Origin of the sequence: Winogradskyella sp. A3E31 (assembly GCF_046720935.1) — a bacterium.
Taxonomy (GTDB): domain Bacteria; phylum Bacteroidota; class Bacteroidia; order Flavobacteriales; family Flavobacteriaceae; genus Winogradskyella.
The window spans coordinates 57,561-80,594 of sequence record NZ_JBHNWH010000003.1; the positions used below are offsets into that span (position 1 = coordinate 57,561).

The 23,034-nt window shown below is 35.1% G+C and carries 26 protein-coding genes; 10 read left to right on the forward strand and 16 right to left on the reverse strand.

Annotated features, from left to right (window positions below; genetic code table 11):
* Nucleotides 1-101 precede the first annotated feature (101 nt).
* Both ACFEMA_RS04675 and ACFEMA_RS04680 read right to left on the reverse strand, forming a co-directional pair.
* A complete protein-coding gene (locus ACFEMA_RS04675) occupies nt 102-488 on the reverse strand; it encodes a DUF6768 family protein (RefSeq protein ID WP_411766869.1) in 387 nt (128 codons plus the stop codon).
* Nucleotides 478-1,083 carry an RNA polymerase sigma factor gene (locus ACFEMA_RS04680; protein WP_411766870.1) on the reverse strand — a complete coding sequence of 202 codons (606 nt, stop codon included), beginning with the start codon at nt 1,081-1,083 and terminating at the stop codon, nt 478-480. The genes ACFEMA_RS04675 and ACFEMA_RS04680 overlap by 11 nt, the downstream gene beginning before the upstream one ends.
* 62 nt (nt 1,084-1,145) lie before the next feature.
* Here ACFEMA_RS04680 and rlmD point away from each other — a divergent pair, with 62 nt between their 5' ends.
* The 3 genes from rlmD to ACFEMA_RS04695 are packed head-to-tail and all read left to right on the forward strand — an operon-like array spanning nt 1,146 to nt 3,871.
* On the forward strand, nt 1,146-2,558 hold the full coding sequence (gene rlmD / locus ACFEMA_RS04685) for a 23S rRNA (uracil(1939)-C(5))-methyltransferase RlmD (RefSeq protein WP_411766871.1): 1,413 nt from the start codon (nt 1,146-1,148) through the stop codon (nt 2,556-2,558).
* A gap of 13 nt (nt 2,559-2,571) precedes the next feature.
* Nucleotides 2,572-3,138 (forward strand): DUF6452 family protein, encoded by a 567-nt coding sequence (locus ACFEMA_RS04690; protein ID WP_411766872.1) that lies wholly within the window; start codon nt 2,572-2,574, stop codon nt 3,136-3,138.
* A complete protein-coding gene (locus tag ACFEMA_RS04695) occupies nt 3,110-3,871 on the forward strand; it encodes a DUF6048 family protein (protein ID WP_411766873.1) in 762 nt (253 codons plus the stop codon). Before ACFEMA_RS04690 ends, ACFEMA_RS04695 begins: the two co-directional genes overlap by 29 nt.
* Here the strand turns inward: ACFEMA_RS04695 and holA are convergent.
* Nucleotides 3,864-4,868, reverse strand: a complete 1,005-nt coding sequence (gene holA / locus ACFEMA_RS04700; protein WP_411766875.1) for a DNA polymerase III subunit delta — start codon at nt 4,866-4,868, stop codon at nt 3,864-3,866. The genes ACFEMA_RS04695 and holA overlap by 8 nt on opposite strands.
* A gap of 52 nt (nt 4,869-4,920) precedes the next feature.
* Between holA and ACFEMA_RS04705 the strand changes: the two genes are divergently transcribed.
* The 3 genes from ACFEMA_RS04705 to ACFEMA_RS04715 all read left to right on the forward strand — a co-directional run bounded on the left by ACFEMA_RS04705 (nt 4,921) and on the right by ACFEMA_RS04715 (nt 7,324).
* Nucleotides 4,921-5,376 carry a type I restriction enzyme HsdR N-terminal domain-containing protein gene (locus tag ACFEMA_RS04705; protein WP_411766876.1) on the forward strand — a complete coding sequence of 152 codons (456 nt, stop codon included), beginning with the start codon at nt 4,921-4,923 and terminating at the stop codon, nt 5,374-5,376.
* A complete protein-coding gene (locus ACFEMA_RS04710; RefSeq protein WP_411766877.1) occupies nt 5,370-6,362 on the forward strand; it encodes a glycosyltransferase family 2 protein in 993 nt (330 codons plus the stop codon). The genes ACFEMA_RS04705 and ACFEMA_RS04710 overlap by 7 nt, the downstream gene beginning before the upstream one ends.
* A gap of 104 nt (nt 6,363-6,466) precedes the next feature.
* On the forward strand, nt 6,467-7,324 hold the full coding sequence (locus tag ACFEMA_RS04715; RefSeq protein ID WP_411766878.1) for an OmpA family protein: 858 nt from the start codon (nt 6,467-6,469) through the stop codon (nt 7,322-7,324).
* A 66-nt stretch (nt 7,325-7,390) separates the two neighbouring features.
* Here ACFEMA_RS04715 and ACFEMA_RS04720 read toward each other — a convergent pair whose 3' ends face one another.
* The 5 genes from ACFEMA_RS04720 to ACFEMA_RS04740 form a co-directional block, all read right to left on the reverse strand.
* The gene (locus ACFEMA_RS04720; protein WP_411766880.1) at nt 7,391-9,454 is read right to left on the reverse strand and encodes a YfbK domain-containing protein; all 2,064 of its coding nucleotides are present in this window, start codon (nt 9,452-9,454) and stop codon (nt 7,391-7,393) included.
* Between the two features lie 20 nt (nt 9,455-9,474).
* Nucleotides 9,475-10,080 (reverse strand): hypothetical protein, encoded by a 606-nt coding sequence (locus ACFEMA_RS04725; protein ID WP_411766881.1) that lies wholly within the window; start codon nt 10,078-10,080, stop codon nt 9,475-9,477.
* Nucleotides 10,081-10,170: 90 nt separating this feature from the next.
* The gene (locus ACFEMA_RS04730) at nt 10,171-11,253 is read right to left on the reverse strand and encodes an AMP-binding protein (RefSeq protein WP_411766882.1); all 1,083 of its coding nucleotides are present in this window, start codon (nt 11,251-11,253) and stop codon (nt 10,171-10,173) included.
* A complete protein-coding gene (locus ACFEMA_RS04735) occupies nt 11,254-12,216 on the reverse strand; it encodes a lysostaphin resistance A-like protein (RefSeq protein ID WP_411766883.1) in 963 nt (320 codons plus the stop codon).
* A complete protein-coding gene (locus ACFEMA_RS04740) occupies nt 12,213-13,253 on the reverse strand; it encodes an o-succinylbenzoate synthase (protein WP_411766884.1) in 1,041 nt (346 codons plus the stop codon). Before ACFEMA_RS04740 ends, ACFEMA_RS04735 begins: the two co-directional genes overlap by 4 nt.
* 59 nt (nt 13,254-13,312) lie before the next feature.
* On the opposite strand from ACFEMA_RS04740, the gene ACFEMA_RS04745 reads away from it, so the two are divergent.
* Nucleotides 13,313-14,209 (forward strand): sterol desaturase family protein, encoded by an 897-nt coding sequence (locus ACFEMA_RS04745; protein WP_411766885.1) that lies wholly within the window; start codon nt 13,313-13,315, stop codon nt 14,207-14,209.
* Here ACFEMA_RS04745 and menA read toward each other — a convergent pair.
* Both menA and ACFEMA_RS04755 read right to left on the reverse strand, forming a co-directional pair.
* Nucleotides 14,206-15,111, reverse strand: a complete 906-nt coding sequence (gene menA / locus ACFEMA_RS04750; protein WP_411766887.1) for a 1,4-dihydroxy-2-naphthoate octaprenyltransferase — start codon at nt 15,109-15,111, stop codon at nt 14,206-14,208. The genes ACFEMA_RS04745 and menA overlap by 4 nt on opposite strands.
* A gap of 15 nt (nt 15,112-15,126) precedes the next feature.
* Nucleotides 15,127-15,966 carry a 1,4-dihydroxy-2-naphthoyl-CoA synthase gene (locus tag ACFEMA_RS04755; RefSeq protein WP_411766888.1) on the reverse strand — a complete coding sequence of 280 codons (840 nt, stop codon included), beginning with the start codon at nt 15,964-15,966 and terminating at the stop codon, nt 15,127-15,129.
* 339 nt (nt 15,967-16,305) lie between these two features.
* On the opposite strand from ACFEMA_RS04755, the gene ACFEMA_RS04760 reads away from it, so the two are divergent.
* Nucleotides 16,306-16,719 carry a hypothetical protein gene (locus ACFEMA_RS04760; RefSeq protein WP_411766889.1) on the forward strand — a complete coding sequence of 138 codons (414 nt, stop codon included), beginning with the start codon at nt 16,306-16,308 and terminating at the stop codon, nt 16,717-16,719.
* Here ACFEMA_RS04760 and ACFEMA_RS04765 read toward each other — a convergent pair whose 3' ends face one another.
* The 5 genes from ACFEMA_RS04765 to ACFEMA_RS04785 all read right to left on the reverse strand — a co-directional run bounded on the left by ACFEMA_RS04765 (nt 16,720) and on the right by ACFEMA_RS04785 (nt 21,425).
* Nucleotides 16,720-17,550: a S1 RNA-binding domain-containing protein gene (locus ACFEMA_RS04765; protein ID WP_411766890.1), complete on the reverse strand. Its 831-nt coding sequence runs from the start codon at nt 17,548-17,550 to the stop codon at nt 16,720-16,722.
* Nucleotides 17,551-17,653: 103 nt separating this feature from the next.
* Nucleotides 17,654-17,995, reverse strand: coding sequence for a DUF2853 family protein (locus ACFEMA_RS04770; protein ID WP_411766891.1), 342 nt, complete (start codon nt 17,993-17,995; stop codon nt 17,654-17,656).
* A gap of 87 nt (nt 17,996-18,082) precedes the next feature.
* Entirely contained in the window at nt 18,083-19,843 is a 1,761-nt protein-coding gene (gene menD, locus ACFEMA_RS04775) for a 2-succinyl-5-enolpyruvyl-6-hydroxy-3-cyclohexene-1-carboxylate synthase (RefSeq protein WP_411766892.1), read from the reverse strand.
* A gap of 35 nt (nt 19,844-19,878) precedes the next feature.
* Nucleotides 19,879-21,000 carry a chorismate-binding protein gene (locus ACFEMA_RS04780; protein WP_411766893.1) on the reverse strand — a complete coding sequence of 374 codons (1,122 nt, stop codon included), beginning with the start codon at nt 20,998-21,000 and terminating at the stop codon, nt 19,879-19,881.
* On the reverse strand, nt 21,000-21,425 hold the full coding sequence (locus ACFEMA_RS04785; RefSeq protein ID WP_411766894.1) for a PaaI family thioesterase: 426 nt from the start codon (nt 21,423-21,425) through the stop codon (nt 21,000-21,002). Before ACFEMA_RS04785 ends, ACFEMA_RS04780 begins: the two co-directional genes overlap by 1 nt.
* A 50-nt stretch (nt 21,426-21,475) precedes the next feature.
* On the opposite strand from ACFEMA_RS04785, the gene ACFEMA_RS04790 reads away from it, so the two are divergent.
* On the forward strand, nt 21,476-22,114 hold the full coding sequence (locus ACFEMA_RS04790) for an alpha/beta hydrolase (RefSeq protein WP_411766895.1): 639 nt from the start codon (nt 21,476-21,478) through the stop codon (nt 22,112-22,114).
* A 2-nt stretch (nt 22,115-22,116) separates the two neighbouring features.
* Nucleotides 22,117-22,689 carry a GNAT family N-acetyltransferase gene (locus ACFEMA_RS04795; protein ID WP_411766896.1) on the forward strand — a complete coding sequence of 191 codons (573 nt, stop codon included), beginning with the start codon at nt 22,117-22,119 and terminating at the stop codon, nt 22,687-22,689.
* On the opposite strand, the gene ACFEMA_RS04800 is transcribed toward ACFEMA_RS04795, so the two are convergent.
* Complete coding sequence (locus ACFEMA_RS04800) at nt 22,686-23,009, reverse strand: YtxH domain-containing protein (RefSeq protein ID WP_411766897.1); 324 nt, start codon at nt 23,007-23,009, stop codon at nt 22,686-22,688. The two genes, ACFEMA_RS04795 and ACFEMA_RS04800, sit on opposite strands and share 4 nt — an antisense overlap.
* Between the last annotated feature and the right edge of the window lie 25 nt (nt 23,010-23,034).

Below are 23,034 nucleotides of genomic sequence, written 5' to 3' on the forward strand. Positions count from 1 at the left end.
ACCATTTTGAAGTCATGGTGAAGCCTTGAAAAAGCAGCGTGGGAGAGAAATCATCCCTAAGAAGCTGTAAAGTTAATGAATATTCTATTTCAATTAAAATCCTATTCTGAAATTTTACTGCTCAATGATGACACTTGTAGCTCAAGTCTTTTTATTTCTCTTATCATGGCATTTCTATGAATCTGCATCCAAGCATAAACCTTCAGCATGCTCATTACAATCAGTGAAAGAAAAAATCCTGCAATCCAAAGCATAAGGTCGTTTGTGCTTTCGACATCAAACGTCTGGATGAGACAGTAAATCATCAATCCAAATGCTATCATGGTCATTATATGCATCAATACGGTTAGCCAGACATTTTTTCCTTTATACAGTCCTCCTAGCATCCCAAAAACATTTTGTTCCTCCAAAGAATCATAGAATTTAGCCTCTTCTTCGGTTAGTGTTTCCTTAATTAATTGGTCTATGTCTTCCATTTTAGTTTTCATAATATTTGCTTTTTAAAGTTCTTTTCAATTTTTCTCGTGCGTGAAACAATCTTGATTTTGCCGTACCGACTGAAATATTCAAGAGTTTACTTATTTGTTTTAAACTGTAGTCTTGTGTGTAAAAAAGTTTCAAAATGGCTCTCTGGTTTTCAGGCAGATTAGCTATAGCACTTAACAATGTCTTTTTAAGCTCGGTATTTTCAGAATATTCTTCATCCTTACATTCAATTCCTTCAGAATTCCTTACTGTTCGTTTTTGATTTTTTGCCTGAATTCGGAGCCAGTCCGTTGATTTATTACAAACTATTCTATACGCCCAATATTTAAAGCGTTTGGGCTCTTTAAGCGTATTGATTTTATTAATTATAATTGACCAACTGTCTTGTGCTATATCTCTTGCGGCATCTTTATCCTTAACCATCCAAAACGCTTTATTACAAAATAATTTGTGCCAGCGTTTCACTAATTGATTCAATGCCAAAGTATCACCAGACTGTATTCTGCAAATTAATTCTTCATCTATATCCAGCTTGGTTTTGGCATAAAATTGAAATGGTTTCTGTAGTAAAGACGAAAAAACCTTGAAAAGGTTCAATATAATTTTACTTATTAGTCAAAAGATACCATTTTATTTAAGGTGATTCTTATTTTTGCGCCATGTCTCGAAGAAAATCCAAAAGAAAAGTTTTTACCAATATTGAAGTAGTTGATGCAGGAGCAAAAGGAAAATCTATTGCCAAAGCTGATGATGGACGTGTTATTTTTTTAAATAATGCCATTCCAGGTGATGTAGTCGATATACAGACCCACAAAAAGCGTAAATCTTATTTTGAAGGCAAAGCCATTGCATTCCATAAACTTTCAGATAAAAGAACAGAACCCAAATGCGAACATTTTGGAACCTGTGGGGGTTGTAAGTGGCAATCCATGGATTATCAATTTCAACTTGAATACAAGCAGAAAGAAGTTGAGAATAACCTAAGACGATTGGGTCATTTAGAATTACCTGAGGTGTCTCCAATTTTAGGGTCTAAAAAGCAGTATTTCTATCGAAATAAAATGGAATTTAGTTTTAGTGATAGTCGTTGGCTAACCCCAGAAGAAATTGCTTCAGATGAGGATTTAGGTGATAGAAATGCTTTAGGGTTTCACATCCCTGGCATGTGGGACAAAATTCTAAATATCAACAAATGCTGGCTACAAGAAGACCCATCCAACGCTATAAGAAACGAAATTCGTGTTTTTGCCATTAATAATAATCTTGAGTTTTTTAATACACGACAACAGTCAGGTTTATTGAGAACACTTATGATTCGCACCTCGAGTATCGGCGAAATAATGGTATTGGTTCAGTTTTATAAGGACGATGACGCACAACGCAATTTACTTTTAAACCATATTAAAGAAACGTTTCCTGAAATTACGTCACTACTTTATGTCGTTAACCAAAAGGGTAATGACACCATCTATGACCAAGAGGTGATTTGCTTTTCTGGTAGAGATCACATTTTTGAAGACATGGAAGGCTTAAAGTTTAAGATTAACGCCAAGTCTTTTTACCAAACCAACTCCGACCAAGCCTACGAACTTTATAAAATCACTAGGGATTTTGCAGGATTAACGGGTAAGGAACTGGTGTATGACCTCTATACAGGTACTGGGACGATTGCGCAATTTGTGGCCAAAGAAGCCAAGCATGTTGTAGGCGTTGAAGCTTTACCAGATGCCATAAAAGCAGCCAAAGCTAATGCACAATTTAATGGCATAGATAACGTTGACTTTTACGTTGGCGATATGAAGTCTGTTTTTAATGATAGTTTTATAGCTGAAAATGGTCAACCTGATGTTATTATCACAGATCCGCCAAGAGACGGAATGCATAAGGATGTAGTTGCACAAATTTTAAAAATTGCTCCAAAAAGAGTGGTTTACGTGAGTTGCAATAGTGCCACACAAGCACGTGATTTGGCATTAATGAAGGAGGATTATAAAATAATAAAGACACAAGCCGTCGACATGTTTCCGCAAACTCATCACGTGGAAAATGTTGTACTTTTGGAAAAACGATAACCCAAATTATAAATTGAAAATATTTAAATCTATTTTATTATTGTGCACATTGGTTCTTCTAAGTTGCGAACGCGACGATATCTGTGCAGAAGGCACTCCTACTACGCCAAGACTTTTTATTGAGTTTTACGACGATGCTGACCCTGAAACTTTAAAAAGTGTAACGCGATTAACAATTTATGGAGAAGGCTTGTATGATCCCGAAGATTCCGAAACAGAAGTTGACCCAAACGTATTTATTGTAAATAACAGTAATGTCAACGCTGCTTCTTTACCATTAAATATAGGCACTGAGGGTCAACCAATAACGACAAGATTTATAATTGAAAGAGACACCAACTTAAGACTTGATGAAAACCCCGAGACAGATTCAAATATCGATATTTTAGAAATTTCTTATGTTCCGCAATTTGAATATGTTTCAAGAGCTTGTGGGTTCAAAAGTATTTTTACTGAGCTAAGTGTTCAAATTATTCAAGATGAGGATAACTGGACATCTTCTGTAAATTTATCCCCAGCAATTATCGAAACACAAACCGTAGAAAACGAAAATGAAGTACACGTTTTTATTTTTCATTAGTAGCTGTTTATTCCTCACCGGATCCTTGTCAATGGCACAAGTCGATTCTACCGAGGTGGATACTTTGGTGTATAAACAGCGGTATGGTTTACGCTTAGGTGGTGATATCAGCAAATTAGCACGCTCATTTATTGACGATAACTACTCTGGTTTTGAGATTAATGGGGACTACCGATTGACACAACGCTGGTATCTGGCTGGTGAACTGGGAACTGAAGAACGGACGGTTTCGGATGATGCCCTTAATGTTACGGCTAAAGGGAGTTATTTTAAAGCTGGTGTTGATTATAATCTATACCGGAATTGGTTAGATATGGAAAACATGATTTATGCTGGTTTTAGGCTTGGTGCCAGTACATTTAGCCAAACGTTAAACAGTTACGAAATCTATAACATTAACAACCAATATTGGAATGAACAAGTGACCGTAAATGACGGCGAAACCTCAGATGGTCTCACTGCTCTTTGGGGTGAACTCATTTTAGGAATTAAAGCCGAAGTGCTGCCGAATCTTTATATGGGACTAAACCTGCAGCTTAAAGGTAGAATCAGTGACGACCCACCATCTGGTTATGAAAATCTGTATATTCCTGGCTTTAATAGAACTTATGATAGTGGTATTGTGGGTGCTGGATTTGGGTATACTATTTCTTACCTTGTTCCTATCTATAAAAAAGATAAAATTGTTGTAGAGGAATCGAGTGAAAATACCCCCGACACAATTTCTAATTAAAAATCTGAACCAAAAGCTCCTTTAGTAAATCTCCCTGTGGAACTGCATTTGCACCAACCCCTTTACTTTTAACATCAAAAGATCTCAGAGATGTTACTATAGCACTCACTTTTTTCATCGGATAATTTCTTGCTGCAGTCAAGTATTCATTGACAAAATAAGGATTTACCTTAATGGCAGAAGCCACACTTCTTGGCGATTTATCGTTTAAACCGTGTACATGCAACAACTGAGAAAAGAAATTGAACAAGAGTGAAACCGTCACAACCATTGGGTTGTCTTTAGGATTATCGGCAAAATACTTTACAATTCTAAAAGCCTTTAACGTATCTCTTTCGCCTACAGCCTTTCGTAATTCGAAATTATTGAAGTCTTTACTGATGCCAATATTTTCTTCAATATGCTCTGGTGTGATTTGAGTACCTTTAGGTAAAATGATTTTCAGTTTACTCAACTCGTTATCTATTTTGCCCAAATCATTACCTAAAAATTCAACCAGCATTTGTGCTGCTTTTGGCGAAATACTATAGTTCTGACCAGAAAGCACACGCCGTATCCAATCTGCAACCTGATTTTCGTACAATTTTTTACTTTCAAACACTACGGAATTCTTCTTCAAGGCTTTGTACAAGCCCTTCCGTTTATCCAGCTTTTTGTATTTGTAGTTCAGTACCAAAACCGTAGTTGGCTGCGGGTTATTAACGTAATCGACTAATTTTTCAATAGTGCGGCTTAAGTCTTGCGCCTCCTTTACAATGACCACCTGCCGCTCTGCCATCATCGGGTAGCGCTTTGCATTACTTACAATATCATCAATTGAAACATCTCGGCCGTATAACACCATTTGGTTAAAGCCCTTTTCAGCTTCGTCCAAAATAGATTCTTCAATAAAATCAGATATTTTATCAATATAATAAGCCTCTTCACCCATTAAAAAGTAGATAGGGCTGACATTACCTTTTTGAATGTCTGTAACTATTTGTTTTGCTTCTTCCAAAAAATTGAATTGTAAACTACTTGAAGTGCCGTTAAAATCATAATTTTGCGATGTGCAAGATCTTAATTTTCCAAAGTTCGACTACCGTTTCAAAAGTAATGAAAATAACATTTCTATTTTTGATGTTATTCGTAAAAAATTTGTGGTTTTACAACCCGAAGAATGGGTGCGCCAACATTGTTTGCACTATCTTATGAATGATAAGGGATATCCAAAATCCTTGATTAATGTTGAGAAAGAACTCGAACTGAATGGTTTAAAAAAAAGATACGATATTGTCATTTTTAACCCCAATGGCAGTATTTTTTTAATTGTAGAATGCAAAGCACCTTCTATTACTATAAATCAGAATACTTTTGACCAAATAGCACAATATAATATGACCCTAAATGCGGAATTTTTAATGGTGACTAATGGTATTAACCACTATTATTGTCAAATGAATTTTTCCGAATCTAAGTATGATTTTCTCAGGGACATTCCAAATTATAAGAATCGAAAATGTTAAGCATTAAGGATATTGCCATAGTCATACTAAATTGGAACGGTAAGGATCTGCTCGAAACCTTTTTGCCTTCGGTTACTCAATATTCTGAAGGTGCTACTATATATATTGCCGATAATGCATCGACTGATGATTCTGTGGATTTCATTACCTCAAATTATCCCGAAATAAAAATTATACAAAACAGCACTAATGAGGGTTACGCCAAAGGCTACAATGATGCTTTAAAGCATGTTGACGAATCTATTTATTGTTTGCTAAATAGTGATATTGAAGTAACACCTAATTGGCTTCAACCGATTATTAATACTTTTAATTCCGATTCTGAAACAGTAATTATTCAGCCTAAAATATTGGACTATAACAACAGATCCTTTTTTGAATATGCTGGGGCTGCAGGTGGTTTTATCGATAAATACGGTTATCCGTTTTGTCGAGGTCGCATATTCGAAACTATTGAAAAAGATACGGGTCAATACAATGATACCATACCTATTTTTTGGGCTTCTGGAGCTTGCTTTTTTATCAGAAAGTCAGCCTTTGAAGGTTTAAATGGGTTTGACGCATCTTATTTTGCCCACATGGAAGAAATTGATTTATGCTGGCGAGCCTTTAATCAAGGACATGTTGCTAAGTATGTAGAACAATCGACAGTTTTTCATGTTGGTGGTGCTACGTTGAAAAGTTCTAGTTCTAAAAAAACCTATCTAAATTTTAGAAACAGTCTCATTACACTCGTAAAAAACACAGATAGAAACGTCTTCTTTAGAACAGTTTGGCGCATGAAACTCGACGGCATTGCCGCCTTTCGGTTTTTAATACAAGGAAAACCGCTTCACTTTTGGGCAATTGTCAAAGCACATCTTTCTTTTTACGGGTCTTTATCTAGAATTTTAAAACAACGAAAATCAGTACCAAAGCGTTATGGGTACTACAAGACAAATTCAATTGTCTGGTCATATTTTATAAAGCAACAGCGTCATTTTTAATTGTTTATAAAACTGTTAAAATTTTTGTTAATCCATGAAGAAGGCGTCATTCTTTTCGATAATTTTGTGTCGTTATTTAAACTTATTAATTATAAAACTCAATTATGAAAAGAATAATGTTATTAGGTGTTTGCTCAATGGTGCTACTAGCATCTTGCGTTTCTCAAAAGAAATACGCAGAACTTGAGGCAAAACAGCAAGAAACACAAGATTTATTAAACACAGCAACGGTAAAGTTAAATTCTTGTTTAGCAGACCAAGCAGCTGCTCAAGCGAGATTAGACGGATTAAAAGAGCAATTAGCTGATTTACGAAAAAGTAATGACGCACTTATAAAAAGTTCTCAGGACTTAACAGAGTTAACCTCTAAAGGGGCATCTAACTTAGAAAAGTCATTAGAGAGTCTTCAAGAACGTGACTTAAAGATCACGCGTTTACAAGATGCTTTATCTAGAAAAGATAGCGTCACTTTAGCAATCGTTACCAGCTTGAAAAAAGAAGTAGGTATCAACGACCCAGATATTGAAATTAATGTTGAAAAAGGGGTTGTATTTATTTCTATTGCTGATAAATTATTGTTCCAGAGTGGAAGCTATACTGTAACGTCTAGAGCTAAGGAGATTTTAGGTAAAGTTGCAAAAGTCATCAACAGCAAGCCAAATTTTGAAGCTATGGTCGAGGCACACACGGACAATGTACCATATAACAAGCCTCCGTTATTAGACAACTGGGATTTAAGTGTTAAGCGTGCTACTTCTGTGGTTAGAGTATTAGAAGACTTAGAAGTAAATCCACAGCAATTGATCGCTGCAGGTCGTAGCTATCATGTACCACTTGTAGAAAATGATAATGCTGCAAATAGAGCAAAAAACAGACGTACAAGAATCGTTGTACTTCCTAAAATTGACCAATTCTATGAAATGGTTGAACAAGAAATGAAAAATCTTTCTGAAGGCAACTAATAACTTTTAGTTTATATAGATTAAAAACCCCGATGCAAAAGTATTGGGGTTTTTTGATTTAGGCAATTACCTCAAGCTCTCATAGCTTTTAACCAATCTAATAAACTCTGAACGATAGCCATCTTCATCTTTTCCCTTACCTTTTTCGGCAAGCTCAAGCACCAAATCCAGATCTGATTCATTATCATATTGAGACTGTCTTAATTGCATTCCGAAAAGAGCAACAGCCGCTGCAAAATTAGTATCTTCTGATGCTTCAATATCTACATCGTTCTGTATATGAACCATTTCAATACTCTTATCCTCATCTGGTTTTTTATATCTAAACCTCACAGTAAATAGTTCATTAGAATCAGAAGTTGTATGTGTTGTATATTTTAAGTCATTGACCTTTTTTACATAAGAGCTTTCGACACCATGCGGAATAATTTCATACAAAGCCGTTACTGTATGCCCACTACCTAATTCGCCAGCATCTTTGGTGTCGTCAGTGAAATCCGCATCTGCCAATAATCTGTTTTCATAACCGATGAGTCTATAAGCCTGAACTTTCTTAGGGTTAAACTCAAGTTGAATTTTCACATCTTTAGCAATAGTAAAAAGTGTACCTCCGAATTCTTTTCCGAATACCTTCTGGGCTTCTTGCATAGTATCGATATACGCATGGTTACCATTACCCTTATCCGCTAGGGTCTCTAATTTTGAATCCTTATAATTACCATATCCAAATCCTAAAACAGATAAGAAGACACCAGATTTACGCTTTTCTTCTATAAGCTGTTGCATATCCGAATCGCTCGAAGCTCCAACATTAAAATCACCATCTGTTGCCAATATCACACGATTGTTCCCATTTTTCTTAAAGTTCTTTTCAGCTAATTCATAGGCCAAGGTAATTCCTGCTCCGCCAGCTGTTGACCCACCTGCTCTCAGATTGTTTAATGCTTCCAGAATCTTTTCTTTGTTATTTCCTGATGTTGGCTCTAACACAACACCTGCTGCGCCTGCATAAACCACAATACTGATTTTATCTTTTGCTCTCAATTGATTGACCAATAACTTAAATGCCGATTTTAGCAATCCTAATTTGTTTGGTGAATCCATAGAACCCGAAACATCTATTAAAAATGTAAGGTTACTTGCTGGAAGCTCTTCATTTTTATACTGCTTTCCTTGTATGCCTATTCTAACCAATTTACTATCTTGATTCCATGGTGTTGCAATCAACTCTGAGTTGATAGAAAACGGATGCTCATCTGTCGGCTGCGGATAGTCATAGTTAAAGTAATTAACCATTTCTTCAATTTTTACAGCATCCTTTGCTACAGTTTGCCCATTGTTAATCATACGTCTTATATTACTGTAAGCCGCTTTATCTACATCAATTGAAAACGTAGATAACGGAGATAATCGCGGTTCCTTAAAAGGATTTTCTGTGATTTGGCTATAGGATTCGTTTAAAAAATCTGAAATCAAGGACATATCAGTAACATTCTTTTTACCCTTTGTTCTAACTGAAATGACTCCTTTAGTGCCATCATAGTCATAAACTGCCCTGCCTTGTAAAGCATTTAAAATTTCTATGTGCTTTATTTTATCTACAGAAAGTGCATCGAACTCGTATCGAGGTACTACTTCTCCATCAACAACAAATAATGGGCTATTGCCATTTACTGATTCTTTTTTTGTTTTAACCCTTACACCTGAAATTTGACCTGACAAGGCTTGCTTGTAGTTTGAATTTGACGCTCTACTACCATATACTTTGCTAGCTATATTTGTTTTTATTTTTCTACTGTTGATTGTAGAATACCCTCTTATAACAACCTCATCTAAAGCTGCTGAGTCTTCTTGCATTGCGACATTTATAGTGTTTGATTTTCCCACTTTAATTTCTTCGGTTGTAAATCCGATGTAAGTAAAAACGAGTATATTCCCAGTTTTCACCTTGATTTCATAATTACCATCAAAATCAGATTGGACGCCATTAGAAGTTCCTTTTATCATAATGTTGACCCCTGGTAATGGTAAATTATCACTTGCTGAAGTTACAATTCCATTAATTGTTTTTTCTTGGGCTCCTAATTGAGTACAACATAGGAGGACTAAAATTTGTAATAGATTTTTCATAATATATAATTTGAAGATTATTAATTTTTAATGACTGCAATAATTTCTGGTAAAAGGGCTATAGCAGTTAATACCACAGCATTATTCCCCTTCTTTTTAGATTGCTTGGCATTTAAACTTGAAGTATTTACTACTGAATTGGAGTTTCGGTTTGGAATTCTAATCATCACTACCGTATTCTCTGCATCCTCTATAAAGTTTTCTTTAGTAAAGGCATAGGCGGTTTCAATCCCATCATCTTCAAATGTTTTGATGCTAGACTTTGGGTTTTCAATGGCATACAATATCTTTTTTAAATCCTTTGTTTCAGCCATATTCACTGCAATACCGTTTAAAGCAGAATACATAGCCACACTTAATACATCATCTTCTCCTGATCTTTTTGAGAATAACTTTAAGGCTTGCTTTAATATCACCTTGTCTTCAGTAGTGAAGCTTTCTGAATAGGTTTCAATTAAAAAAGTGGTGTTTTTATTCTGAATAGAGTCTGCAGGGGCTTTTGTATAATCAATAACGAAGGTTAAAAGGTTATCAATGGTTACAGACTCCGTTTGAATATTTAATTCTTGAGAGGAACTTACAAATGTCATCGACATTATAAGTAAAAAAGTGAACAGCGTTTTCATTGGTTTAGCATTTAAAGTTTACATAAAACTATATACTACATCAACCAATAAAAAGTGGTAATGAGTGAAGAGGTACTTTGGCTTAGTGAACTAACTTAAAGCTTCTAAAATGGTTTTTTTACGCTGTAATTTTCCGTTCTTGGTAAACTTAAATGCGTCTAGTGCATAGATTTTCTTTGGGGTTTCGTAGTCATCCAATGATTTTAACTGCTTTATTTTAGACTGAATGGACGCAATAGAATCAGATGAATGTTCTACAATTAAAATCAATTGTTCACCAAGTTCCGTGTGGGGTTCTGAGGCAACAATAAAACGCCCGGGCATAATCGGCTCTAATTTTTCTTCAATTTGTTCTGGAAATAATTTTATGCCCCCTGAGTTGACCACATGGTCGTAGCGTCCAATCCATTTGAATTCTGTCTCAGATTTTAAGTCTACTATATCGTTGGTAATAAGCGGTTCTTTTAAAAGTCGTTTTGCAGAAATAATCAGACAATTTCTGTCATCAGTCTTAAAGCTAACATTAGACATAGCTTTAAAAAAATCTGAACCCTCTCTTATCGATGATTTTAATTGTTTAACGGCAACATGGGTTACGGTTTCTGTCATTCCGAAAGTCTCAAAAAACTGCGAAGGTGCTGATGCGATTTTTTTCTTTAATTCTGGATGGATCTTAGCACCACCGACAATTATAGTCTTAAATTTTCGGCTGTGTTCTATTATTGAAGATAGCTGTGCCGGTACAACAGCACAAAAATCATAAGAATTATCGTGATCGAATGTAAGCTGCAATGAAGGTTCTACAGTGTCCACTTCTAAACCTAAAATCATAGCCCTGACCAACATCATTTTACCGGCAATAAAATGACTCGGTAAACAATGTAAAGCTGAATCACCGGGCTGTAAGCCAAAATAATCACCAGTTGCCAAAGCGGAATTTACCATGGACTGCTTTTTTAAACGTATCTGTTTTGGATGGCCTGTTGAGCCAGAGGTATTGACATAGATAAAATCATTGGCATCTAACCAATGGATTAAAAAGTTGCCAATCTTTTTTTCGTAAAGCTCCCCTTCCTTTATAAGGCTATAAGCGACTTCTTTTAATTCTGAATGACTAAAATGGTGGCCGTTAAACTTAAATCGGTTATGAACTTTATCGAATGTTGGTGTCATCTATTCAATGATTTTATAATCTTCTTTTGGTGGCTCTTCAACTTTTCCAAATAGCTTTTCTTTCCAGTTTTTCCAGCCATAAATCTTTCCTAAAATGAACAAAATAATTGGAAATAATACAAATACTGGGAAAAATACATCAAAGAAACCTGCAACTTCTGGGTCAGACGTATCTTTTAAAATTGAATGTGTCTGAAAGGCTGTCCAATCAGCGGTTACTAACAGCGCTGTAAACAAATTATTGGCTGCGTGAAACCCAAGAGCTAATTCCAATCCATCATCCATTAGCGTCATAATGGCTAAAAATAAACCTGTTCCTATATAATAAACTAAAAGAATATAGCCTAGCTTTTCAATTTCAGGATTTGAAATATGAAGCAATCCAAACCCAAAAGAAGTGATTAATAACGGTACCCATTTATTTTTTGCTACTATACCAATTCCCTGCATTAAATAGCCTCGAAAAGCATATTCTTCGAAACTTGTCTGAAGCGGCACTAAAACAATAGCAATAACAGCAAGAATTAGGAACTTGTTCAATTTAAAATTAAGCACATAACTCTCTGGATTTGCAAAGTAATCGATAAGCACTAAACTTGAAGATAGTATCCCCCAGACAAAGAACATGGACCAGAAACGCTTCCAATCGATTTTCTCGCGGGCTGTGGTTAAACTTGTAAAACTCTGTTTATGTAAAAATTTAACTGCCAATAATAAAAAGAGTAATCCCCCAGCAAATGGTAGTAATAGATAGACTAAATTGATATTGGGTTCAAAAAGAGACAATAAATAATTAGTGTCACTAAGGCGATTCAAGTCCAACTCGTTATTGAATCTTTTGAAAGCAACTGCCACACCATGTGGTACAGAAAAAATTATTATCCCAACAAAGGAAATAAGTGCACCAATTAAATACCTCCAAAATTCCGTATGGCCCTTGTATGCCTGTTGTATGTAATTCATATCTCTAAATTAAAATTCCAATCTAATGTTTTATTGTAATGCAAATTACCATTTTTTACTTCTAATGGGGCATCAAAATTATTGGTAAATAAACTCCCTGTGCCTAGGCCCTGTGGCATTGTATTATCTAAAGTAAAAGTCCATTGCGCAATAGCGTTTAGACCCACATTACTTTCCAAAGCACTTGTAATCCACCATTTAATAGTGTTTTCTTTTGCCAAATTAATCCATTCTTTACTTCCAGACATGCCTCCAACCAAACTTGGCTTCAAAATAATATATTGAGGCTTAATAGTATTTAAAACCTTTTTCTTGTCTTCTTTATGAAATACCCCGATCAATTCTTCATCTAAAGCTATTGGCAAAGGGGTAACACTACACAACTCAGCCATATCATTTAATTGACCTGGTTTTATAGGTTGTTCTATAGAATGCAATTGAAATTCTGACAGTTTCTTTAATTTTTCTAATGCTTCTTTAGGTTTAAAAGCACCATTGGCATCGACTCTCAACTCAATATCAGATACTGAAAACTCTTTTCTAATGGATTTTAGAATATTGAGCTCTGTCTCAAAGTCAATAGCGCCAATCTTAAGTTTTATGCAATTAAACCCTGCATCGATTTTTTCAATAATCTGCTGACGCATAAAATCTTCTTCTCCCATCCAAATCAATCCATTGATAGGAATACTTGCCTTACTTTCTGTAAATGTTGATGGAAATAATTCAAATGGATTTTCACTTTCTAAAGACTTAAAAGCCGTCTCTAAGCCGAATTGAATACTTGGAAATTCAATAAGTTTATCTAGCAATGCCTCCAAACCAAGGTTTATATTATCACAGGCCCATTTTAATTTATCCTCATAATCTGATCTATCATCGACTGATAGACCTCTTAAAATCCCACATTCACCAATGCCAGTTTTTCCGTCTTTTTTTAATCTAATGAACCATGTCTCTTTCGTGGTCATTATACCTCTAGACGTTCCACTCGGACGTTTAAACAAAAGATTGTACTTGCTATAGGATGCCTTCATAACAGAATTTCAAAACTAGTTAATTATTTCGTATTTTGAACCCTTGTTAGCGAAGTAAAATGCCCGATTTTCCAAACATTATTCTCTATGCAATTCCGGTCTTTATTTTAGCCATGTTATTAGAGTTTTATGTGACTCTAAAACAGAATAAAACGACCTATACCACCAATGACACCTTTGCCTCTATCTCAATGGGCTTAGGAAATGTTTTCTTGGGCATCTTTAGCAAAGCTTTGGTGTTATTAGTCTTCTTTTTTGTTTATGATAATTTTAGACTATTTACAATCCCCATAAACCCATGGGGCTTTCTGTTGTTGTTTTTCTTAGATGATTTTTCGTACTATTGGTTTCATCGTATATCTCACCAATGTCGGTTATTTTGGGCTTCTCATGTAGTGCACCATTCGTCTCAACACTATAACCTTAGTACAGCGTTAAGACAAACATGGTCTGGTGGTTTCTATACTTTTATTTTTTGGTTATGGCTGCCTGTATTAGGGTTTCATCCTGGAATGATACTACTACAGATGTCCATTAGTCTTTTATACCAGTTTTGGATACACACAGAAACCATTGACAAAATGCCGAAATGGTTTGAAGCCGTTTTTAATACACCATCACATCATCGTGTACATCATGGAAGTAATCCTATTTACCTTGACCGAAACCATGCAGGGATACTTATTATATGGGATAAACTCTTTGGCACCTTTCAACCCGAATTAAAATCAATACCCTTAAACTACGGTCTTGTTAAAAATATTGACACATACAATCCTGTAAAAATTGCATTCGTAGAATGGTGGCTGATGTTTAAAGATGGGTTCAGTGGACGTAAAAGTGTTTTAGAACGTATTAATTATTTGTTTAAACCACCTGGTTGGAAACATGACGGAACAGGTAAAACCTCTAGTCAATTACGAGAAGAATGGCTAGACTCAAGAGAAAAACCCTAACGCAATAAATAACCGACACCTAACAAAATAGAAAATAAAAATGTGGTCAATGCCAAAATCTTAAGTTGACTATCGAAATCTTGTGGTTTTTCAGCGTTGTAAATTTTCTTTATATGAATACAAAGTGGTATATAACTCAATAAAAATATAAAGTTATACGGCTCAACATAATATAAAATACTGAACAAGAGCCCAATTATCATTCCACTTACAATTAGAAAATAGTGGTAGCGCTTTGCCCATTTCAATCCTAATTTTACGGCAAACGTTATCTTTCCTGCTTTTTCATCAGATTGAATGTCTCTCATATTATTGAGGTTCAAAACACCAACACTTAAAAGTCCCAAAGCTGTTGCAGGCAAATAGACAATATGGTCAATCGTTCTTACATTCAGCAAATAAGTACCCAAAACCGAAACTCCACCAAAAAAGATAAACACAAAAATATCACCTAATGCTCTATAGCCATAAGGAGAATCACCCATCGTATAGTTTAAAGCCGCATAAACACATAGTCCGCCCAAAAACACAAACAATAAAACATATTGAAAATTGGTGTGCCCAAAAGCGGCATAAATTAAAGCCAGAGTGGAAAATATAACCACTAAGATGTTCTTCTTTATACCTTCAAACACTTCTTCTGGTGTCAGCTCACCACTTTGAATGGCCCGCTTAGGTCCTTGCCTATCATCATTATCGGTACCTCTAACACCATCACCATAATCGTTAGCTAGGTTAGATAGTATCTGTAAGCTTACTGTTGTTATAATAGCTAATATTAAAACCCATATATTAAATCTACCGTTGTATGCTGCTAAACAGGTTCCAATAATTATTCCTGAAACTGAAAGTGGTAAGGTTCTTAAGCGCATGGCCGAGAGCCACGGTTTTATTTTTTTCATTAAGTTAAGCTTAGTTTATGGAATCCACTTTTTTGGAAAGTTAGGTTTTCTTTTTTCTAGAAAAGCATCTCGTCCTTCTTTTGCCTCATCTGTCATATATGCTAATCGAGTCGCTTCGCCAGCAAATACTTGTTGACCAACCATGCCATCATCCGTTAAATTCATGGCAAACTTCAACATCTTTATTGAGGTTGGTGATTTAGCTAAGATTTCTTGTGCCCACTCAAAAGCTGTATTTTCTAAATCATTATGTGGAATAACGGCATTCACCATACCCATTTCATAAGCTTCCTGAGCTGAATAGTTTCTTCCTAAAAAGAAAATTTCCCGTGCTTTTTTCTGACCGACCATTTTTGCCAAATAAGCAGAGCCATAACCTCCATCAAAACTAGTGACATCTGCATCTGTCTGCTTAAAAATAGCATGCTCCTTACTGGCCAATGTTAAATCACAAACCACATGTAAACTATGTCCACCACCGACTGCCCAACCTGGTACTACTGCAATAACAGCCTTAGGCATAAAACGAATTAGGCGTTGTACCTCTAAAATATTTAAGCGATGATAACCATCATCCCCAACATACCCTTGGTGCCCTCTTGCTTTTTGGTCACCACCAGAGCAAAAACTCCAAATCCCATCTTTAGTCGATGGCCCTTCAGCACTTAATAGTACAACTCCAATATTTACATCTTCATTGGCATCATAAAACGCATCATAAAGCTCACTTGTCGTTTTTGGTCTAAAGGCATTCCGAACGTCTGGACGGTTAAAAGCTATACGTGCTACACCATCACATTTTTGATAGGTGATGTCTTCATAGGTCTTTACAGTAACCCATTGAATTTTACTCATAGGTGTTAATTTTAACAGTGTAAAAATACAGATAATAATGGTTTTTTCTAGGCTTTTAAAAATTGACGCTAAAATTGTATTTACCACTACATACACACACCAAACCTCATTAAATACAATCAATATTTAAAATACAACAGCATAGTTTAAAAAAACACTTAACGTTTTGATTTTAAAACATTAATATAAGATATAAACTTTCTCTTGCTTTATTAAGAATACTGCAATGTAATACGTGATTTTCACATATTAACTTGTTAAAATTGTTAAACATTAAAAACGTAACTAAAAAACTATAGTTACGCATTATTTTTGCAGCCCTTAAATTGAAAAAGAAAAATGAAAATTGACGTATCTTCTTTTAATATGCTCATGGAATATGAAATGAAAATGGGCAAACTCTATTTTTATGAGGACTTTGTGGTTGCAGAATTTAATGAAGGAGTACACATTACTTTTGATAATTTTTCCGAATCAAGGACTTTAATAACATCAATTTTTGAAGATCGCCCTTTTGGCTTTATTGCACATCGCAAAAATAATTATTCAATAAATTTAACCGACGCCACAAGTTTCAACAAGAGTTTTCCAAATTTAAAAGCCTATGCCGTGGTATGCAACACGCTGTTTGGAAAGGGGATTTTTGAAATTGAGAATCAATTTTTCAACTTCAATAGAGAAATCTTTAAAGATTTAGAATCAGCTCAAAACTGGGTCATAGGTATTGTAAATTCTGAAAAAGAATTGCAGTAATTACTTTAGATAAATACCATCATCTTTAATCTCAATTTGCCGTTCTTTATACAATGAGCCAATAGCTTTTTTAAAGCTCTTTTTACTCATTTGCAGTTGGGTTTTAATATCTTCCGGTGATGACTTATCGTGCAATGGTATAAAACCACTATTGTCTTGTAGTTCGTTTAAAATAAATTCGGCATTAGGCTCAATGTTTCTATAACCTATTTGGGATAAGGAAATATCCAACTTGTTATCTGGTCGTACTTTTTTAACAATACCCTTTAGTTGGTCTCCAACACTGATATCCTTGTAGATATCGTCTTTGAATACTAAGCCTAAATGCTTTTTATTAACGATGACGTTCATACCCATTTCTGAAGGATGAGATACAATTAAGTCCACCTCATCAAATTGAGCGACTTCTAAATTTGTGTTGTCCAAAAAGTGATTGGTTTTACTTGAGGCCACTAACCTATCTGTTTCTTCATCAAGGTAACAATACACCAAGTACCAGCCCCCTTTTTTCATCTTAAAGGCCTGCTCCTTAAATGGACAGAACAATTCCTTGACCAAGCCCCAATCCAAAAACGCTCCAAATTTAGTTACAGCATTGCATCTTAAAACGGCAAAGTCCCCTTTTGTTATAAAAGGTTGATCTGTTGTTGCTACTGGCCGTTCTTCATTATCTAAATAAACAAATACCTTAATGGTATCTCCAATCTCAAAGGATTTTGGAACATACCTATTTGGCAACAATACTTCATTATCTTCATTGTCGCCTAAAAATAAGCCTGGCTCTGTATCTCGAAGAATCTCAAGATTATTATATTCTCCTAATTTAATCATGATGCAAAGGTATGAATATGTGGTGATGAAAAATGTATATTTTTAGAAATAAAAAACGCCATAACCAAAGAGCTATAGCGTCGTTTTATATGTTATTATAATTTTAAGAATAAACAGATTCCTTGTTAAAGTGCTTAGTCAACATATAATAAATTACAGCTCTATATTTACTTCTGTTAGATTTACCGTACTTTTCTATAACGGAACTAATAGCAGCATCCAGGCCATCGTTTTCACTAAGCCCTAATTTCTTTATTAAAAAATTATTCTTTACAGTTTCTAATTCACTATCATCAGACCCAGATACCGTAGAGGAATCCGCATTATATATAGAAGGACCTAATCCAACAGTGACTTTGGTTAATAAACCCATATCAGGATTTACCCCAAATTTATCTTTTAAATCAGCTGCGTATTTTATGATAAGTTCGTCTCGTTTACTCATAATTAATAGGTTTTATTTTTAATTGCATTAAAGATAATCAATTTTTATTCCGACATTTTGAGTTTTACTGTTAGCATAAGGTTAATTTCACTTTATAAATTCAAAATAATTTAAAAGAACTTCATCGTTTATTCTTGAAGGTGTGAAAACTTCCAACAATTTTGGACGGTCAGTGACTTCATAAAACGTCTTTAAATGAGTACTGAGTTTTTCTGAATTATTGGCAGAGTAATAGTCAAAACCGAACATACTGCACAATTGTGAGGCATTTAGGTTATGCTTGGTTTCAAAATAAGTATCAAAGTTTTCTGTGTTTTTATGCCCCGGTAAAATTCTAAAAATACCACCACCTTCATTATTAATTACAATAATTCTAAAATCCTTTGGTATGTAGTTATTCCAAAGTGCGTTGCTATCGTAAAAAAAACTCAAATCTCCAGTGATAAATGTTGTTGGTTTATTTGAAACAATTGCTGCACCAATGGCAGTACTCGTTGACCCATCAATGCCACTTGTACCACGATTACAGAATACATTTATACTTTTATGAATTTGAAATAATTGCGTATACCGTATTGCTGAACTATTACCCACCTGAAGCTGACTTGGCTGCGGTAATCTCGATAAAATGGCATCAAAAACTGAAAAATCACTAAACGGTATGGTTTCTAAATACGCCTTTTGCATTTTTCGACGATGCTTCCTCGTCCCCAACCAACTCCGTTTGTAATCACTTTTAATATTATGTGTTACTCTTGAGAAAAATTTTGAAAAAAACCAATTAGGATCAACTCTCAAATGCTTTGTGAGACAAAAAAATGTATCATTTGCCTTGTTGGTGTCTACATGCCAATGCTCTTTTGGTTGATATTTCCGCAAAAAGGCCTTCACCTTTTTAGAAACAACCAATCCACCAAACGTTAATACAATGTCTGGCTGAAGTGATTTAAAACCGTCATGACTTAATGGAGCAATTATTTTATCTATGCCAGGAAAAAAGTCTTGGTGGTGCAAATTAGAAGTCGTTTCAGTAAACACAATAACACTATCATCATTTGCCAACTCTTCAATCCATTGTTTTTCTATACTATTTGGTTGTAAAACCCCAACCAACACCAATTTTCGTTTTGCGGAGTGCCATGTGGTGATGCAATCCTCTAATTCGGCCTCATCAATCTTAGTTTCTTTTTCCTCTCTCTTATATTTTTTTGTTTGAATTTGAAGCTTTTCTACCGTTTCATACAATGGCTCGTCAAATGGAATATTCAAATGAACTGGCCCAGAAAGTGTCTCTGCAGAATCTAAAGCTGAATGCATCTCAGTCTCATTATACGATTGAATGTCTTTTTGGATACCTAAAAAACGTTCGAGCTTGTTTTCCAGATTTTTTATCATCGGAATCTCTTCGTCCTTGGACAACTTAAAATCATCTTTTAAATCGAGTTTTAAGTCTGAGCTAAAAACAACATGCTCTCCATAAACATCATTCTGTTTTATCGTCTGTCCGTCTCCAATATCGATAAGATGTTTAGGTCTATCTGCCGATAAGACCACTAACGGAATTTGACTATAATAGGCCTCAGCAATTGCAGGGTAATAATTGAGCAATGCACTACCAGACGTGCAAACCAGTGCTACTGGCTTTTGTGTTTGTTGGGCAATTCCCAATGCAAAAAAAGCCGCACAGCGCTCATCTACAATACTGTAGCATTTAAAATATGGATCATTGGTAAAACCAATAGTTAATGGTGCATTTCTGCTTCCTGGGGAAATTATTATATGTTCAATCTGATGTTCCTTACAGAGCGAAACAACTGTTTGTGACAATGGAATTTTAGAATACTTCATAAAGACAACGAAGATACAAAAAGGGCACAACGTTTTTATAGTACTTTCAGCATTGTTTTACTTTTTGCAACGGTTTCTTGCCACTCGTCTTCAGGAATTGAGTCTTTTGTAATTCCACCACCAACATATAGAATTGCTGAAGAATTCTTTATCTGCATACAGCGCAAATTAACATAAAAATTTGAGCATCGCTTTACCGTTTTATAGGCATTGTTTTCAACATTTTTTCTATTACTGTTTCTAGTATTGCTTACTATTAAATTAAGCTCTCCTAAAAACCCAGTATAAAACTCACGGTTATAATTTTCCTTTGAGCTTATAAACTGCTGGGTAGCATCCTTCGGGAAGCCACATACTGCAGGAGTTGGATGCAAAGCGTTGATAATTGATTTCAGTTTAAAGTTTGAAGATTCTAACCGCGCCAAAATTCTGGTCTTAAGGTGGATTAAACTCCCTGCTCTTACCGTTTCTACATTCTTAATGGCTACAGATTTACTAAACGGTCGCAATTGATTGTCAATATAATCTGTAACAATTTTCTGTTCTTCTCTTTCTTTAGGTGTCCATTGCTCAGTATTGTTTTCGTCATAGGGCTTAGTTCCTGCCAATGATATGGTTGTAACATTAAGACCTTCAACCTTAAATAATAATTCTGGTGTCGCACCCAACCAAAGACCAACTTTTGGATGATACCAGCAATACACCATTGCATTTTTATAGGTATTAAAAAGTCGTTTAAAAATTTGAAAAGGATTGGCGTCTTTTACATCCACAGTAATATGCCGTGATAAAACAATCTTTTTAAATCTATTGTTTTCAATATCTTCAATCCCCTCTTCAATCAATCGAATATGACTGCTTCTTGACTTTTCGGGTTCAGTAACCGAAGTTTCTGAGGCATCAACAACTTCTAAATGGTCAACTTCAATACTGTAATGCTCAGCGTTAGTGTCTTTAAACAGAATGGTTTTATTATTAAGATCAAATGGGGCAAAGACAAATCCGCTCTCTGTGAAATCGGAAGTCTCATAAACTGCATCATCCTTTTGAAGCCACGACTTTATAACAGAATTTATAGGTCTACTGTAAACTACGAAAGGTAGTCCTTGCTTGTAGTGGTTTTCTAAAGCTTCAAATAAATCCTCGGCACCCCTCATTACTTTTGTTTTGGCAAGGCTATAGTGGATAATTTACAGAAGGAAATTAAATTGTCGTTATCATCTGTCACTTTAATTTCAAACAATTGTGTCGTACGCCCCTTATGCAAAAACTTTGCTTTTGCATAGACAAAGCCTTCACTAACACCTTTCACGTGATTGGCAGTAATCTCAATACCACGCACAAAATATTTTTCGACATCAATAAAAAGGTGGGCTGCAAAACTACCTGTACTTTCAGCTAATGCTACTGTTGCTCCTCCGTGTAAAACACCATCGGGTTGATGTACTTTTGGTGTTACTGGCATACGCGCTACCAAGTAATCGTCCCCAAAATCTATCATCTCTATCTCTAGAGTTTCCAACAAAGTGTTTTTACATTGCTCATTAGCTTTCTTCAGCAGTTCTTCTTTAGATATTTGCATAAATACAGTACATTTATTCCATCACAAAAATACTGAAACTACAAGGAAAAATGGATTTTGAAGAAAAAGAAATCAGTTACAAAACAACCAACAGCTACTCTACTTTAAACACACTAACATCTAAAACAAAAACGGTTTGGTTTGTCTGCCATGGTATGGGCTATTTAAGTCGCTATTTTTTGAAGTATTTTAAATCTTTAGATACAAATGAAAACTACATCATAGCACCACAAGCACCCAGTAAGTATTACATTCAACCAAAGATGCATGTCGGTGCCAACTGGTTAACACGCGATAATACTGAGGCTGGCACTGAAAACATCATGAATTATTTCGATGCCGTTTTTGAAGCTGAGAACATTCCTGAGCACCTAAACTTAATTGTTTTTGGCTATTCACAGGGTGTCAGTGTTGCCATGCGTTACGTTGTAAAACGGCAGCTAAAATGTCATCAATTGGTATTGCATTCTGGTGGCATTCCAAAGGAATTGGTCGTTGGTGATTTTAAACATTTAAGTAGTGATACTAAAGTGACACTTATCTACGGCACTCAAGACGAATATATCACTGCCGACAGAGCTGCTGAAGAATCAGAAAGAGCGCAAGAACTATTTGGAAACAATGTAAAGATTATACCTTTTGAAGGCAAACATGTAGTAAATGTTGATTTTATAACTAATTTGGTTTAGCCATGGTAATTCCGACTCTCGAAAATGACCGTGTTAAACTCTGTCCTCTAGACCTGGATAATTATAGATTATTAGAGCCTATAGCTTTTGAGAAAGATCTTATCTACTATTCTCCTTCAAATATTTCTACTCCAAATCATCTTAAAAATTATGTTGTAACCGCAATCGAAGACTATAAAACAGGTGTTGCACTGCCTTTTATTATTTATGACAAACAACATGAAGCTTATACTGGCTCAACACGATTTGGTCTTATTGATAAAAAGAATAAGGTCTTACATATTGGCTGGACGTGGATCGGTCACAAATTCCAAGGCACCGGACTGAATAAAAACATGAAGTTTTTAATGCTTCAGTATGCTTTTGAAACCTTAGAGTTTGAAAAGGTAGAATTCCGTATTGATGAACGTAATATTAAATCCCGAAAAGCCGTTGAAAAGATAGGTGCTACATTAGAAGGTATTCTGAGGAAGGATAAACTCATGCAAAACGGTTATCGCCGAAACACCTGTTGCTATGGGATTTTAAAAGAAGAATGGCCCCACATTAAAGAGACCATTTTTAAATTCATTTAGCTGGTTTGCTGTAGATTTTTATTCTTTTCTTTTAAAACAGCTAATTGCTTTTCTAAAAAGGTAATCGCTTCTTCGGTTTTATAACTTGCTTTAGAAGCAAAGTCCTTCAAATCTTCCTTAAGCTTGTCTTTTCCTGAAGATGCTGCTTTAGACAAGTCCTCCTTAACTTCTGTAAAGTCATCAACGAGTTTATTTTTAATGTCCTTACCTTCTTTCTTAAGCTTATCTCTTGTAACACTTCCTTTGTCTGGTGCAAATAATACGGCAACTCCTGCTCCAATCAATGCGCCTAATACGAGTGCTCCTTTATACTGAATCATAGTTTTTCATTTTAAAGTTAAACGT